The 14218-nt window shown below is 36.1% G+C and carries 12 protein-coding genes and 1 pseudogene; 5 read left to right on the top strand and 8 right to left on the bottom strand.

What is annotated here, in order from left to right; genetic code table 11:
- Window positions 1-220 precede the first annotated feature (220 nt).
- From BOQ64_RS15400 to BOQ64_RS15370, 7 genes are all read right to left on the bottom strand, one after another.
- Window positions 221-865 (bottom strand): vancomycin high temperature exclusion protein, encoded by a 645-nt coding sequence (locus BOQ64_RS15400; RefSeq protein ID WP_129059340.1) that lies wholly within the window; start codon window positions 863-865, stop codon window positions 221-223.
- Window positions 866-879: 14 nt separating this feature from the next.
- Window positions 880-1521 carry a lipoprotein signal peptidase gene (locus BOQ64_RS15395; protein WP_129059339.1) on the bottom strand — a complete coding sequence of 214 codons (642 nt, stop codon included), beginning with the start codon at window positions 1519-1521 and terminating at the stop codon, window positions 880-882.
- Window positions 1521-1715 carry a DUF2683 family protein gene (locus tag BOQ64_RS15390; RefSeq protein ID WP_129059338.1) on the bottom strand — a complete coding sequence of 65 codons (195 nt, stop codon included), beginning with the start codon at window positions 1713-1715 and terminating at the stop codon, window positions 1521-1523. Before BOQ64_RS15390 ends, BOQ64_RS15395 begins: the two co-directional genes overlap by 1 nt.
- A gap of 17 nt (window positions 1716-1732) precedes the next feature.
- The gene (locus BOQ64_RS15385) at window positions 1733-1978 is read right to left on the bottom strand and encodes a DUF6576 domain-containing protein (protein ID WP_129059337.1); all 246 of its coding nucleotides are present in this window, start codon (window positions 1976-1978) and stop codon (window positions 1733-1735) included.
- A 78-nt stretch (window positions 1979-2056) separates the two neighbouring features.
- The gene (locus tag BOQ64_RS15380) at window positions 2057-2437 is read right to left on the bottom strand and encodes a TraR/DksA family transcriptional regulator (RefSeq protein WP_045501318.1); all 381 of its coding nucleotides are present in this window, start codon (window positions 2435-2437) and stop codon (window positions 2057-2059) included.
- 58 nt (window positions 2438-2495) lie between these two features.
- The gene (gene ileS / locus BOQ64_RS15375; protein WP_129059336.1) at window positions 2496-5891 is read right to left on the bottom strand and encodes an isoleucine--tRNA ligase; all 3396 of its coding nucleotides are present in this window, start codon (window positions 5889-5891) and stop codon (window positions 2496-2498) included.
- Window positions 5892-6118: 227 nt separating this feature from the next.
- Window positions 6119-6433, bottom strand: a complete 315-nt coding sequence (locus BOQ64_RS15370) for a hypothetical protein (protein ID WP_129059335.1) — start codon at window positions 6431-6433, stop codon at window positions 6119-6121.
- 220 nt (window positions 6434-6653) lie between these two features.
- On the opposite strand from BOQ64_RS15370, the gene BOQ64_RS24750 reads away from it, so the two are divergent.
- The 3 genes and pseudogenes from BOQ64_RS24750 to BOQ64_RS15355 all read left to right on the top strand — a co-directional run bounded on the left by BOQ64_RS24750 (window position 6654) and on the right by BOQ64_RS15355 (window position 10404).
- Entirely contained in the window at window positions 6654-8342 is a 1689-nt protein-coding gene (locus BOQ64_RS24750) for a M23 family metallopeptidase (RefSeq protein ID WP_129059334.1), read from the top strand.
- An 84-nt stretch (window positions 8343-8426) separates the two neighbouring features.
- Window positions 8427-9717: pseudogene (locus BOQ64_RS15360) on the top strand (phenylacetate--CoA ligase family protein).
- Window positions 9718-9795: 78 nt separating this feature from the next.
- Complete coding sequence (locus BOQ64_RS15355) at window positions 9796-10404, top strand: hypothetical protein (RefSeq protein ID WP_129059333.1); 609 nt, start codon at window positions 9796-9798, stop codon at window positions 10402-10404.
- Between the two features lie 36 nt (window positions 10405-10440).
- Here the strand turns inward: BOQ64_RS15355 and BOQ64_RS15350 are convergent, their stop codons facing one another.
- A complete protein-coding gene (locus BOQ64_RS15350) occupies window positions 10441-11691 on the bottom strand; it encodes an NAD(P)/FAD-dependent oxidoreductase (RefSeq protein WP_129059332.1) in 1251 nt (416 codons plus the stop codon).
- Between the two features lie 97 nt (window positions 11692-11788).
- On the opposite strand from BOQ64_RS15350, the gene hutH reads away from it, so the two are divergent.
- Window positions 11789-13309, top strand: a complete 1521-nt coding sequence (hutH, locus tag BOQ64_RS15345) for a histidine ammonia-lyase (protein WP_185147081.1) — start codon at window positions 11789-11791, stop codon at window positions 13307-13309.
- Window positions 13310-13388: 79 nt separating this feature from the next.
- Window positions 13389-14120, top strand: coding sequence for a 3-oxoacyl-ACP reductase FabG (fabG, locus tag BOQ64_RS15340; RefSeq protein ID WP_129059330.1), 732 nt, complete (start codon window positions 13389-13391; stop codon window positions 14118-14120).
- Window positions 14121-14218 lie beyond the last annotated feature (98 nt).

The following is a 14218-nucleotide window of genomic DNA, read 5'->3' as shown; positions in this document are numbered from 1 at the left end:
TACGAGGTTTAATGCGAATAATGAATGAAAAAGAATAAAAGATTATACCTTCAATTTCAATATATGCTTAGCTGTATCAATAGAGGTGGGCTTTAGCCCGCCTTACAATATAAAACAATTCCATTGGCTTTAGCCTAAACCTAAATATATATTCTTGCAGATTTCACAGATTTTTATCCATAATCATCTGTGTAAATCTGTGAAATCCGTGGTTAAAAAATTAAGGAATAATAATCTTTTCCCCGCCAAATTTAGGCTCCACTCCTAAAATCAAATCCCAATATACTTTAGCCTTTGCCAGATACTCTCTTAAATTAGTCTTTAACCCTGCATATTTATTCACATCTTCCGCATTATACCCAAAGGCCTGTATCCCGTTTTTCTGAGCAAGGAAGACCGCTCTTTCATTGTGGAACTTTTGAGAAATGATAGTCAGTTTAGTTTGTCCGAAAATATCCTTAGCCCTCACCACTGAATCCAAAGTTCGGAAACCTGCATGATCCAGAATGATCTTATCCTGTGGAATACCTTGCTGAACCAGCGCAAACTGCATATCTTCCGGTTCATTATAATCTTTGCTGCTGTTATCGCCACTTACGATGATGTATTGAACCTTTCTGCTTTTGTACAGATCGGTAGCTGCCTTGATTCTGTTGTAGAAATAGGCGTTCGGCATTCCGTTGCTTAAGGTTTTTCCGGTTCCCAGCAGTAAGGCTGTTTTTGCTGCCGGTACATCAGTAATATTGTAAGATACAGAAGCGGCACTCTCTTTTTTAATGCTGTAGTTTGCCCAGGCAATAAAAATAATTCCTGCAACCAGAAGAAGCAGGAAAAATTTAAAAATATTTTTGATTGTTTTTCTCATTCGAAATACATCTGTTAGAATTCAAGTCCGTTAGGGAAAGCTTTTTTTCTGAAGATTAATAAGAAAGCAGCTCCTACAGTAATCGCTGAATCGGCAACATTGAAAATATATTTAAAGAATTCAATATGTTTTCCACCAATGATTGGCCAGCTATCCGGAACGTACCAGTCTACTACCGGGAAGTGAAGCATATCTACAACACATCCTTTCATAAAAGTAGAATAACCCTGTCCAAAAGGAACAAATTTGGAAACTCCGCCATAACCAATCCATCGGTCGGTGCTGGCATCATAAACTGTTCCGCTGTCGAAGATCATTCCGTAGAACATTCCGTCAATAAGGTTTCCGATAGCTCCTGCAAAGATGATGGCCATTGGAACTAAAAGATAATTGGAAGCTCCTTCTTTCAACCATTTTTTAAACATGTAAACCATTCCTCCAATCAGGAAAATCCTTAGAATAACAAGGAAATATTTTCCGATAATTCCGCCAAAATGAAATCCATAAGCCATTCCCGGGTTTTCAACAAAGGTTTTATTAAAGAAACCCTCTATAACAGGAACGCTCTCATTCAGTTCAAAATGGGTTTTAATGTAAATTTTTGAAGCCTGGTCTATCAATAATACCAAAAATGTGATAGCTAAGATCTTTTTCATTACTGTCCTTTAGGTTTTGAAGGTTTTGCAGCTGGTTTTACATTCTTATTATCGCTTGCCTTCTTGATTACTTTTTGTCCGTTGTATGAACTTTTCACATGAGCTTTCTCAAATTTAATGTTCATTTCTTTCAAAACACCTTTCAGTGCGCTAAGTTCCATTGCATTTTTTGGATGTACTATGATTGATTCCATTTCTTAGTATTTATTTTTTACATTTTGGACAATTCGTCGAGTCTTTTCCTATCTTTTGCAGATAGATCGTTGACTCCGTTTTTGCCCATCTTACTCAACAATCTGTCTATTTCTTTCTCCCGATCGCGTTTATCAGAATTAAATTGATCATCAATGGTGTAGTTGGTGTGCTTTTGAGGAAAGAATCTGTTTTTGATCCATTCTCTGTTGAAAAAAGCAAGCACTGCTGCCACAATGATGATTAAAATGAATACTTCGCTCATGGGTATACATTAAAAATTAGGTTTATAAAGTATCCACAGATACAATATAAACCCAATATTATTTTACAAACCTTACGGCTATTTTTGCATGTTTTTCGCTTCGATGCTTAAGGTAGCATGAGGAACGGCTAAAAGTCTTTCCTTTGGAATTAATTTCCCTGTTACTCTACAAACACCGTAAGTCTTGTTTTCGATTCTGATTAAAGCATTTTTCAGATCACGGACGAATTTTTCCTGTCTTCCTGCAAGAATAGAGTTCTGCTCTTTGCTCAAAGTTTCTGCACCTTCCTCAAATGCTTTGAATGTTGGTGAAGTATCATCCGTCCCATTATTCTGGTCATTGATGAAACTTTCTCTGATTAGCTGAAGATCTTTCTCCGCCTTTTCTATTTTTTCTTTTATGATCGCTCTAAATTCCTGTAAATCAGCATCGCTGTATCTAACTCTTTCGTCTGACATATTCTTTCTCTTTTTTAATAAAATTATGAAATGGAATTTGAAATACAATAACTACATGTTAATTTTTTTCGATATTTATCTTAAAATTAACCTCATCTATTTCGATTTCGTTAAAATTTGAAAGTGAAGATACAATTTCTATTTTATTTGACAAGACCTCAGATGAAATATATTCCTCATTTTTCTTAATATCTTCAAGGAATGGTGAGTTCTCTTCAACGGAGATATTAATTCTGTCTGTAAGTTCGAAATCTTTCTCTTTTCTAAGGTTCTGAATTCTGTTGATGAATTCCCTTGCAATACCTTCAGATTTTAATTCATCGGTTAACGTCAAATCTAATGCCACAGTTGTTTTACCATCGGAAGTGACAGTCCATCCAGGGATGTCTTTAGTAGAGATTTCCACGTCATCAAGCGTGATCTCATAACCTTGAACGTCCAGTTTTCCTGCTTTTTCAAGAGCGGCAATCTGTTCTGTGGTAAGATTAGCAATCTCAGCACCAACTACCTTCATGTCTTTTCCTAATTTAGGTCCAAGAGCTTTGAAGTTGGGTTTTATTTGTTTTACAATTAAGTGTGATGCTTCTTCAGCATTAATTAACTGTAATTCTTTTACGTTTACTTCCTGCTTGATAAGGTCTGCAACAGCAAGAATCTGCTCTTCTGTTTTAGAATCTAATACAGGAACCAATACTTTTTGTAATGGCTGACGAACTTTTACATTCTCTTTCTTTCTTAGAGAGAACACCATACTTGTAATGTTCTGAGCTAAGTGAGTTTTTTCAACTAGATCCTGATCAATTAAGCTCTCATCTGCAACCGGGAAGTCTGTTAAGTGTACAGATTCACAGTTTTCTTTTCCTGTTACTTTATTTAAATCCTGATATAACTGATCCATAAAGAATGGAGCGATAGGAGCAGATAATTTAGCCACTACTTCAAGACAAGTATATAAAGTCTGGTAAGCAGATATCTTATCATCAGAATAATCTCCTTTCCAGAAACGTCTTCTACACAATCTTACGTACCAGTTACTCAAGTTATCATTCACAAATGTGCTGATTGCTCTAGCTACTCTTGTTGGTTCGTAATCTTCGTAGAATGCTTTTACTTCTTTGATCAATAAGTTCAGCTCAGAAAGGATCCATCTGTCGATTTCAGGACGATTTTCCACTTCTTTTTCTGAATAATTGAATCCGTCAACATTCGCATACAATGAGAAGAATGAATACGTATTGTAAAGAGTTCCGAAGAATTTTCTTCTTACCTCATCAATTCCTTCAATGTCAAACTTCAGGTTCTCCCAAGGGTTTGCATTCGAGATCATATACCAACGCGTTGCATCCGGTCCGTAAACAGAAAGCGTTTCAAACGGATCTACAGCATTTCCTAAACGTTTTGACATCTTTTGTCCGTTTTTATCCAGAACAAGACCGTTACTCATTACATTTTTATAAGCAACAGAGTCAAAAACAGCAGTTCCGATTGCATGAAGTGTATAGAACCATCCACGAGTCTGGTCAACACCCTCTGCAATGAAGTCAGCAGGGAAAGCTTTATTGTTGTCGATCATTTCCTTATTCTCGAAAGGATAGTGCAATTGAGCATACGGCATAGAACCTGAATCGAACCAAACGTCGATCAAGTCGCTTTCACGCTTCATTGCTTTTCCTGAATCGGAAACCAATACTACTTTATCTACTACATTTTTGTGAAGATCAACCAATTCATAGTTTGATTCAGACATATTTCCAATCACAAAACCTTTAAATGGATTTTCTGTCATGAATCCTGCAGCAATTGATTTTTCAATTTCATTGTAAAGCTCTTCTACAGAACCGATGATCTTTTCTTCTTTCAGGTCATCTGTTCTCCAGATTGGTAACGGAATCCCCCAGTATCTTGAACGGGATAAGTTCCAATCGTTTACATTTTCCAACCAGTTGGCAAAACGTCCTTCTCCGGTAGCTTTAGGTTTCCAGTTGATTTCTTTGTTCAGATTAACCAATCTGTCTTTTACAGCAGTCATCTTCACAAACCATGAATCCAACGGATAGTATAGTACAGGTTTGTCAGTTCTCCAACAGTGTGGATAGGAGTGAACATATTTCTCTACTTTGAAGGCTTTGTTCTCTGTTTTCAGTAAGATCGCTAATTCTACGTCCCAAGATTTCTCAGGAGCAGTTCCTTCATCGTAATATTCGTTTTTGATATATTTTCCTGAAAATACTTCAGGAACATTCTCACCCTGGATAAATTTACCCTGTAAATCTACCAATGGAACAAGATTGTCATTATCATCCTTTACCAACATTGGCGGGATCTCAGGCTGAGCCATTTTAGCAACTCTCGCATCATCAGCACCAAAAGTAGGAGCTGTGTGTACGATACCTGTACCATCCTCAGTCGTTACGAAATCACCTAAGATTACTCTGAAAGCATTTTCAGGATTGTCATTTGGCGTAAACCAAGGAACTAATTGCTCGTATCTTGTATCAACAAGTTTTTCTCCAGTGAATTCTTTTAAAATTCTGAAAGGAATTACTTTAGTTTCCGGAGTATAGTTCGCAAAATCCTCATCTGTACCTTCAGCATATTTCTTACCGAATACTTTAGGTAAAAGAACGCTGGATAATACTACTGTTACCGGCTCAAATGTATATTGGTTGAATGTTTTAACAGTAACATACTCAATATCTCTACCTACTGTAAGAGCTGTGTTGGAAGGCAACGTCCAAGGAGTTGTTGTCCAGGCAAGGATATGTACATCTCCGTCAACATCGTTGAATAAAGCAGATGAATCTTTTTTCACTTTAAACTGAGCGACAACCGTAGTATCTGAAACATCACGATACGTTCCAGGCTGGTTCAATTCGTGAGAAGAAAGTCCTGTTCCTGCTTTTGGAGAGTAAGGTTGGATTGTATATCCTTTATACAACAAGCTTTTGTCATATAATTGCTTTAACAACCACCAAACAGTTTCCATATATTTTGACTTGTACGTAATGTACGGATCATCAAGATCTACCCAATATCCGATTTTCTCTGTAAGGTTATTCCATACATCGGTATAACGCATTACTGCTTCACGACAAGCTTTATTATAATCTTCAATAGAGATTTTTTTACCAATATCTTCTTTTGTAATTCCTAATTCTTTCTCTACACCCAGTTCCACAGGAAGACCATGCGTATCCCAGCCAGCTTTACGGAAAACCTGCTTTCCGTTTTGAGTCTGGTAACGGCAGAAAATATCCTTCAATGCTCTTGCCATTACGTGGTGAATTCCAGGCATACCGTTTGCTGAAGGCGGACCTTCATAAAAAACAAACTCAGGATTTCCCTGACGAATCTCAACACTCTTATTGAAAGTTTTATTTTGTTTCCAAAATTCCGCTACATTCTCTGCTACGTCAATAAGGTTGAGGTTTTTGTATTCTTTAAATTGGCTCATTGTAAATATCTCAATATTCGTTGATAAATTAAGTCTGCAAATTTACTAAATTTTGTCGGTTTATAAGATATGTTTTCTGTAGGTAATTTCTATTAAAAACTTCAATTTCAGAAATATAAATGAAAAGAGGGATGAAATGCGAATAACGAAAGGAAAAATAGTAGATTTAATTTAGCTTTTTTGTGTGAGTTGAGAAGAAAAATAATCTCCCCGAAGGTAGTTGTAATTTATTCAAAGTCGCTAAGTAGTGGCATATTGGGCCATCTTCCTGCTTCGTATTCCTCAATATAGTATTCATCAGATCTACTGGTTCCGAATACTATAATTTTTCCTGTCTTATACTCAACTAAGAAAGGTGCATTCCCTAATAAAGTATTGTCATCAGGATTTCTTGTTTCATTAAATTTCCTTGTATTGTAGAAAAATATCATCCCATAAGGTTTTTTAATGGCCTCATTATCTAAAATGACAAGATCATATTTTGTGCTTCTTTTTTTTACATAATGAGCTGCAATTTCTATCACTTCTTGTTCAGTTAACATAATTTATTGGGTGTACTGGTTTAAATATGTTTAAAAGCCTGAAAAATAAATAAAATCATGGCTTTATCCAAAATTTAAATTATTACCTCTCGCAGATTGATCCATCATTATCTGTGAAAATCCGTGCCATCTGTGGGAAAAATAAAATCTGTTAAAGCACAATAGCACGATCATTGCTTGAAATCTCGTATATTTAAGTAGAACTAAACCCAAATGCTGTATGAAAATTTTCCCAAAACTGATGGTTGCCATTTGTTTAATCACTACAATCATCACTCAAGCTCAAAATAACTATCCACAAAACTATTTCCGTAACCCGCTGAATATTCCCATGCAGCTGGCAGCCAATTTTGGAGCAGTTAGAACCAATCATTTTCACATGGGATTGGATCTGAGGACGAACAGCCAGGAAAACTTATCAGTATTGGCTGCAGCAGATGGTTATGTAAGCAGAATAAAAGTGGAACGTTATGGTTTCGGAAATGCAGTTTACATCACCCATCCGAATGGTTTTACTACCGTTTATGCCCATTTGAATAAATATTTTGATAAGCTTGATGAATATGTAAAGGAGAAGCAGTACAAGGATGAAAAATGGGAACAGGATATCACATTTCAACCGGGACAGTTTCCGGTTACCAAAGGTCAGCTCATTGCTTTGAGCGGAAATACCGGAGGCTCGGCTGGCCCACACTTACATTTTGAAATAAGAGATACCAAAACAGAAGAATGTCTTAACCCGTTACTGTTTGGATTTAATATTCCTGATTCTGTAGCTCCAATTATCAGTGGGTTGTATTGGTATGACCGTAGATTCAGTACTTATGAACCTGGAGCCAATGGAATTGCTGTTAAAAAAGTAGGAAATGCTTACACAGCCGATGTTGTAAGAGTGAATTCTCCGTTGATCAGCTTTGGAATTAAAGCTGTAGATAAAGCCAATCAGGGGTTCAATCTTGGAATTTATAAAGCTGAAATATTGATTGATGGAAAACTTATCTATGGCTTTAGCATTGATAGAGTGAGTTATGACGATACCCGCTATCTGAACGGCTGTATAGATTATACCAAGTTTATCAGGGACAAAGTGGGAGTTCAACATTTGTCTACATTGCCAGGAATGAAATTGCAAAATTATAGTGAGCCCAATCTGTCAGGAATTATCAATCTTCAGGATGAGAATATTCACAATATTGAAATTGTTTTAAAAGATGTAAAAGGAAATACAAGTCGATTAACCACTAAAGTTCAGTTGAGTAATACAGGAAGCGGAATTACATCTTCTGGAAAAACAATTTTACCGAATGAAGGAAAAACAATGACTACTGAAAATGCAGAAATCAATTTCAGTAAAAATGCATTATATGATGCTGTGAACTTCAATATGTATGAAAAAAGCAGTAGTGATGGTAATGCTGTTTCCAATACTATTGTTTTACAGAATCCCTATCTTCCGGTGCAGGATTATTATACTGTAAAAATTAAGCCTAATAGAAAACTTTCCAAGGAAGAAAAAGATAGAGTAGTAGTTTTATTTAATTACGGAAGTGATAAAGACGCTGTTAAAGCAAAATGGAATGGAGATCAGGCTGAAGCTCAATTCAACAGATTAGGGACTACAGAGTTGATATTAGATAACAGTTTACCATCAGTTTCTTCTGGATGGAAAGATGGAGCTGTTGTAAGCGGAAGCTCATTACGATTAAAAGGAAGCACAAAAGTAGGGGATATTGTTTTATTCAGAGCAGAATTAGATGGTAAATGGCTGAGATTTGGCCGTGTGAAAAATGATTTTGTGCATGTTTTTGACGAAAAATGTCCAACAGGTTCGGGTTCTCACACTTTAAAAGTGACCACCATTAATAGTGCAGGCAATACGAATACACAGAATTTTACATTTCAGAGGTAAATGATTGTTGTGAATAATCTTTTGATTTTTACTGTTTCAATCCTTTAATTTTAAATACATTTGTCCTTTAAAAAATTATAATCATTGGAATTTCATCCGTTCATCGAAAAATCCAGTACTCAGGAAATAAAGGCATTTCAGGAAGAAAAACTTCAGGAACTTCTGGCTTATCTTGAAGGAAATTCGCCTTTTTATCAGAGACTGTTTAAAGAAAATAATATCAATGTAGAAGAGATCAGCAGATTAGAAGATCTGCAGAAGATTCCTGTGACTACAAAGAATGATCTGCAGCAGTATAATCATGATTTTTCTGTATTACTCCAGATAAGATTGTAGATTACAGTACTACTTCTGGAACCTTGGGAGATCCGGTAACTTTTGGTTTGTCTGATGGAGATCTTGAAAGACTGGCCTACAATGAAGCCATATCTTTTGCCTGTGCAGGAATCCAAAAAGGAGATGTGGTACAAATGATTACTACAATCGATAAACGTTTTATGGCTGGGCTTGCCTATTTTCTTGGATTAAGAAAAATGGGTGCAAGTGTTGTCAGAATGGGACCTGGAATACCTGAGTTGCAATGGGATTCTATTTTCAGATACAAACCCAAATACCTGATTACCGTACCTTCATTTTTGTTGAAAATGATTGATTATGCTGAAAAACATGGTCTGGATTATAAAAATTCCAGTGTTTATGGAGCAGTATGCATTGGGGAAAGCATCAAAAATCAGGATTTTACAGATAATATTCTTTCACAGAAGATCAAAGAAAAGTGGAATATCAAGCTCTTTTCCACGTATGCTTCTACAGAAATGAGTACAGCTTTTACAGAGTGTGAATACCAGATTGGAGGACATCACCACCCTGAGCTGATCATCACAGAAATTCTTGATGATGAAGGAAATATTGTAAAAAAGGGGAGAGTGGAGAACTTACGATTACAACTTTGGGAGTAGAAGCTATTCCTTTGCTGAGGTTTAAAACCGGAGATATTGTAAAAGCCCATTACGAACCATGTCAGTGTGGAAGAAATACAATGAGGCTAGGACCTGTAATCGGAAGAAAACAGCAGATGATCAAATATAAAGGAACAACGCTGTATCCACCTGCTATGAACGATATTCTGAATGATTTTAATAATATTCTGTGTTACCAGATCGTGATTCAGGCGAATGAGATCGGACTGGATGAAATTATCATCAAATTAAGCACAGGCCAGGAAAATGAAAACTTTGTAAATGAAGTGAGAGATCACTTCCGTGCAAAATTAAGAGTAAGCCCTAAAATTGAAATCATCGATTTTGATATTCTGTCTAAAACCGTTTTTAATCCAAATAGCAGGAAACCAATTGCTTTTATTGATTTAAGATGAAATTAAAAATTAAGAGTAAATAAAACTCGCTTTTATAATATCTTTGTCCACCTAAATAAAAAAACTAGTAAATAAATTATGAGAAAATTATTATTGTTAGTCTTCATGGTGATGATGACGACAGTTTTCGGGCAGGAAAAGATGAAACTTGTTTCAGGAGATTTCGAAGTATTAAGGGATCAGACGGATGTGAATGTGGAGGTAAAGTTTGAAAATGTATTGTTCATGAAGGAGAATATTACGGAAGCCCAATATCTTGAGAACAGAAAGAAGCAAGTGATGGATAATCCTAAAAAGGGAGAAGCTGCCTGGAATGAGTGGATTGGAGAATGGGAGAAATATAAAAAGGAAAATTATGCAGACCGCCTTATAAAAGGGTTGAATGCTTCCGGAAAAAAGGAAATGTTTAAAAAAGATGGTTCTGCAAAATATACATTGATACTGAATACAAAATGGGTATTTCCAGGTTGGCATGCCGGATTAATTGCAATGCCTACGCAAATGAGTGGAAATATAGAATTGGTAGAAACAAACAACCCTTCAGTAGTTTTGGCTACCGTGGAGCTTAACAAATACGATAGATTTTCCGGTATGGATGTAACTGTTATGGAATATGGAAGGCTTGCTGCCGCTTATGAATCTATAGGAAAAGTTTTATCAAGGCAAATCAAAAGAAACTTGAAATAAAAAAATAAAAGCGGTCTGAATTTTCAGACCGCTTTTTTATTCTTGAGTTTGTTCTTTCTCCAATTTGATGAGGTTGGCAAGATTCTTAATTACCGTATCATGCTTTTTCACAAAAGGATTGTCTTTGTTCCAGACATATCCGGCCAATACAGCACATATCTTTTTCTTTACATCCGGGTTTTCCGGTTGGTGGAAGAATAATTCCTGAAGATTTCCGGTATACCACTCTTTTACATACGTGGTGAAGACATCTACTCCATATAAAATATAATCGGAGTATTCCGTTTGCCAGTTAATTTTCTCACCATTTAGCTGTCTTAATGCCAGTTTAGCAGCAACCATTCCTGATTCTGTAGCGAAAGCCATTCCTGAAGAAAAAACAGGATCAAGGAATTCTGAAGCGTTACCGGTTAAGGCAAATCCGTCTCCGAAAAGACTTTTTACAGAACATGAATAATCTTTAAGATGCCTTGGCTCAAAAAGAAACTCCACATCACCAAAACGTTTTACATAATAATCTGAAAGAGAAATTGCTTTTCTTAAAGCTTCAGCAGTATCTCCGTTTTCGGATAATTTATCAATATATTCAGTTGGGCCTACAATCCCTAAACTCGTATTTCCGTTAGAAAAAGGAATTACCCAAAGCCATACTTCGGTTTCAATAATATCAAAAGAAATTAAAGTTCCTTCCTCACCAGGTTCTCTGTTAATATCATTTACATGAGAAAAGATAGCAGAGTGTGGAGATAATTTTGAAGGCTTTTCAAGATCTAGAAGACGGGGTAGAACCCTTCCGTACCCACTTGAATCAATCACGAACTTTGCATGGATCTCTTTCGTTTCTCCATCTTTCGTTTTTACGGTTGTGATAGAGTCTGTTCCTTCAAATTTGATATCAATAACTTCCGTTTCAAATTCAAGATCAACCCCTTTGTTGATAACTTCCTGAGCAAGAGTATTATCAAAATCAGCTCTCGGAACCTGCCAGGTCCAATCCCAGCCTTCTCCGAATTTATTACTGAAATCAAAAATGCAGACTTCATCGCCACGAAGAAAACGGGCACCCAGTTTTTTTTCAAAGCCCATTTTATCCAGTGCAGGGAAAAGCCCTGCCTCGTCAAAGTGGTCCATTACCCTTGGGATTAAGCTTTCACCAACTACCAGTCTTGGGAACTTTGTCTTTTCGACAACTTTTACGCTGACGTTATTGTTCTTTAAGTACGAAGAAGATACGCATCCGGATGGTCCGGCTCCGATTACAAGAACGTCAACAAATTCTTTGCTCATCTTTGATTTTTTATTTTAATAATAACTTTTATCTTTGCCGCAAAATTAGTGACAATTAATTAATATTTACAAAATTATCAACTATTACTTTTAATTGATGAAAATAAATAACTTTTTAGAACTGAAAGACTTTCAAAAAATTATCATTGGAAATGAAAAAATAGAACTGGATGAATCACTTTTATCAAGAGTGAATACAAGTTTTCAGTTTTTAAAGGAGTTTTCAAAAAATAAAGTAATATATGGTGTGAACACCGGTTTTGGGCCCATGGCGCAATTCAAAATCAGTGATGAGGATACACACCAGCTTCAGTATAATCTTATCAGAAGTCATTCTTCGGGAATTGGAAATCCTTTGCCTGCTCAGGAAGTAAAAGCCTGTATGCTGGCGAGAATGAATACCTTATCATTAGGAAACTCAGGAGTGCATGAGTCTGTTATTTATCTTCTTCAGGAGTTGATCAACAGAGATATTGTTCCATTGATTTTCGAGCATGGAGGTGTAGGTGCGAGTGGTGACCTTGTTCAGCTAGCTCACCTTGCCTTGGTATTGATTGGAGAAGGAGAGGTTTTCTATGAAGGAGAAAGGAAGTCTACCAAAGATGTTTTTGAAATTGAAGGACTACAACCAATACAGGTGGAGATCCGTGAAGGTCTTGCTTTGATGAACGGAACTTCCGTAATGTCAGGAATTGGTATTGTTAATGCTTATAAAGCAAATCAGCTAACAGATATTTCCATTAAACTTTCCTGTGCAATTAACGAGATTGTTCAGGCTTATGACGATCATTTCTCAGAAGCCTTAAATGGAACAAAAAGACATTATGGCCAGCAGAAAGTAGCGGAGAGAATGCGTGCACACCTTGCTGACAGTAAACTGATCAGAAAAAGAGAAGACCATTTATATACGCACTTTGAAGAACAGGAAAAAGTCTTCAAAGAAAAAGTACAGGAATATTATTCTTTAAGATGTGTTCCGCAGATTTTAGGTCCGGTATTAGATACATTGGAATATACAGAGAAAGTTCTTGAAAATGAGATCAACTCTGCTAATGATAACCCGATTATCAATGTTGAAGATCAGCATGTTTACCACGGCGGAAATTTCCACGGTGATTATATCTCTCTGGAAATGGATAAACTGAAAATTGTAGTTACTAAACTTACGATGCTTGCAGAAAGACAGTTGAACTATCTTTTAAATGCTAAAATCAATGAAATTTTGCCTCCTTTTGTAAATTTAGGTAAATTAGGTTTCAATTTCGGAATGCAGGGCGTACAGTTTACAGCAACTTCTACTACAGCAGAAAGCCAGATGTTGTCTAATCCTATGTATGTTCACAGTATTCCGAATAATAATGATAATCAGGATATCGTAAGCATGGGAACCAATGCAGCTGTAATCTGCAGAAAGGTCATTGAAAATGCTTTTGAAGTATTGGCCATTGAAGCGATTACTATCGTTCAGGCTATTGAATATCTCGGTTTCCAGAACGAAATTTCATCGTCTACAAAAGAATTGTATGATGAGATCAGAAAAATAATCCCTGCATTCTCAGATGATATGGTGATGTATCCGTATCTGGAAGAAGTAAGGAAATATTTAAAGTCAATGTAATTATTTGTAATACTCAATTGTCTTTAAAAAAGAAAAACAAGGTAACTTAAAAAAACTAAAACAAAATAAACACTAACGCATGAAATGTGCAATCGTAACAGGAGGCTCCAGAGGAATCGGGAGGGCAATCTGTATAAAACTGGCTGAAGAGAAAAACTATCATATACTTATTAACTACACTTCCAACGAAGCGGCAGCAAAGGAGACTTTGGCTAAAGTAGAAGAGATTGGAGCTACGGGAGAAATCCTTAAGTTTGATGTAGGAAATACTGAAGAAGTACAACAGGTATTAACAGCCTGGCAGGAAAATAATCCTGAGGCAGTGGTAGAAGTAATCGTTAATAACGCCGGAATTACAAGAGACGGTCTTTTTATGTGGATGCAGAAAGAAGACTGGAGTAGTGTTATCAATACCAGTTTAGACGGATTCTTTAATGTTACTAATTTCTTTATTCAAAAATTACTTCGTAACAAATACGGAAGAATCATCAATATGGTTTCTGTATCCGGAGTAAAAGGAACAGCAGGGCAGACGAATTATTCAGCAGCTAAAGGAGCATTGGTAGGAGCTACAAAAGCCCTTGCACAGGAAGTTGCGAAGAGAAATATTACTGTAAATGCAGTAGCACCAGGGTTTATTAAAACCGATATGACTCAGGAGTTCAATGAAGATGAGCTAAAGGCAATGATTCCTGCCAACAGGTTTGGTGAAGCAGAAGAAGTGGCAGATCTTGTAGCATTTTTGGCTTCCAGAAAATCTTCATACATTACAGGAGAAGTAATTAATATTAACGGCGGAATCTACTCATAAATAATCTAACAATATACCAATGTACCAGCGTACCGATGTTGATTGAATTTCAATGAAATATTGTTACATTGCTAGACTGTTACATTGTTAAATTCAAT

The sequence above is a fragment of the Chryseobacterium sp. CH25 genome (assembly GCF_004119455.1).
Lineage (GTDB): Bacteria > Bacteroidota > Bacteroidia > Flavobacteriales > Weeksellaceae > Chryseobacterium.
The sequence above is the reverse complement of the archived record's forward strand: the minus strand, read 5'-3'. Positions and strand labels throughout refer to the sequence as shown.

Coding starts and splice junctions, on each gene's coding strand:
- BOQ64_RS15400 (WP_129059340.1), bottom strand. CDS start 865: ATGAGAAAAACAATCAAAAATATTTTTAAATTTTTCCTGCTTCTTCTG.
- BOQ64_RS15395 (WP_129059339.1), bottom strand. CDS start 1,521: ATGAAAAAGATCTTAGCTATCACATTTTTGGTATTATTGATAGACCAG.
- BOQ64_RS15390 (WP_129059338.1), bottom strand. CDS start 1,715: ATGGAATCAATCATAGTACATCCAAAAAATGCAATGGAACTTAGCGCA.
- BOQ64_RS15385 (WP_129059337.1), bottom strand. CDS start 1,978: ATGAGCGAAGTATTCATTTTAATCATCATTGTGGCAGCAGTGCTTGCT.
- BOQ64_RS15380 (WP_045501318.1), bottom strand. CDS start 2,437: ATGTCAGACGAAAGAGTTAGATACAGCGATGCTGATTTACAGGAATTT.
- ileS (WP_129059336.1), bottom strand. CDS start 5,891: ATGAGCCAATTTAAAGAATACAAAAACCTCAACCTTATTGACGTAGCA.
- BOQ64_RS15370 (WP_129059335.1), bottom strand. CDS start 6,433: ATGTTAACTGAACAAGAAGTGATAGAAATTGCAGCTCATTATGTAAAA.
- BOQ64_RS24750 (WP_129059334.1), top strand. CDS start 6,654: ATGAAAATTTTCCCAAAACTGATGGTTGCCATTTGTTTAATCACTACA.
- BOQ64_RS15355 (WP_129059333.1), top strand. CDS start 9,796: ATGAGAAAATTATTATTGTTAGTCTTCATGGTGATGATGACGACAGTT.
- BOQ64_RS15350 (WP_129059332.1), bottom strand. CDS start 11,691: ATGAGCAAAGAATTTGTTGACGTTCTTGTAATCGGAGCCGGACCATCC.
- hutH (WP_185147081.1), top strand. CDS start 11,789: ATGAAAATAAATAACTTTTTAGAACTGAAAGACTTTCAAAAAATTATC.
- fabG (WP_129059330.1), top strand. CDS start 13,389: ATGAAATGTGCAATCGTAACAGGAGGCTCCAGAGGAATCGGGAGGGCA.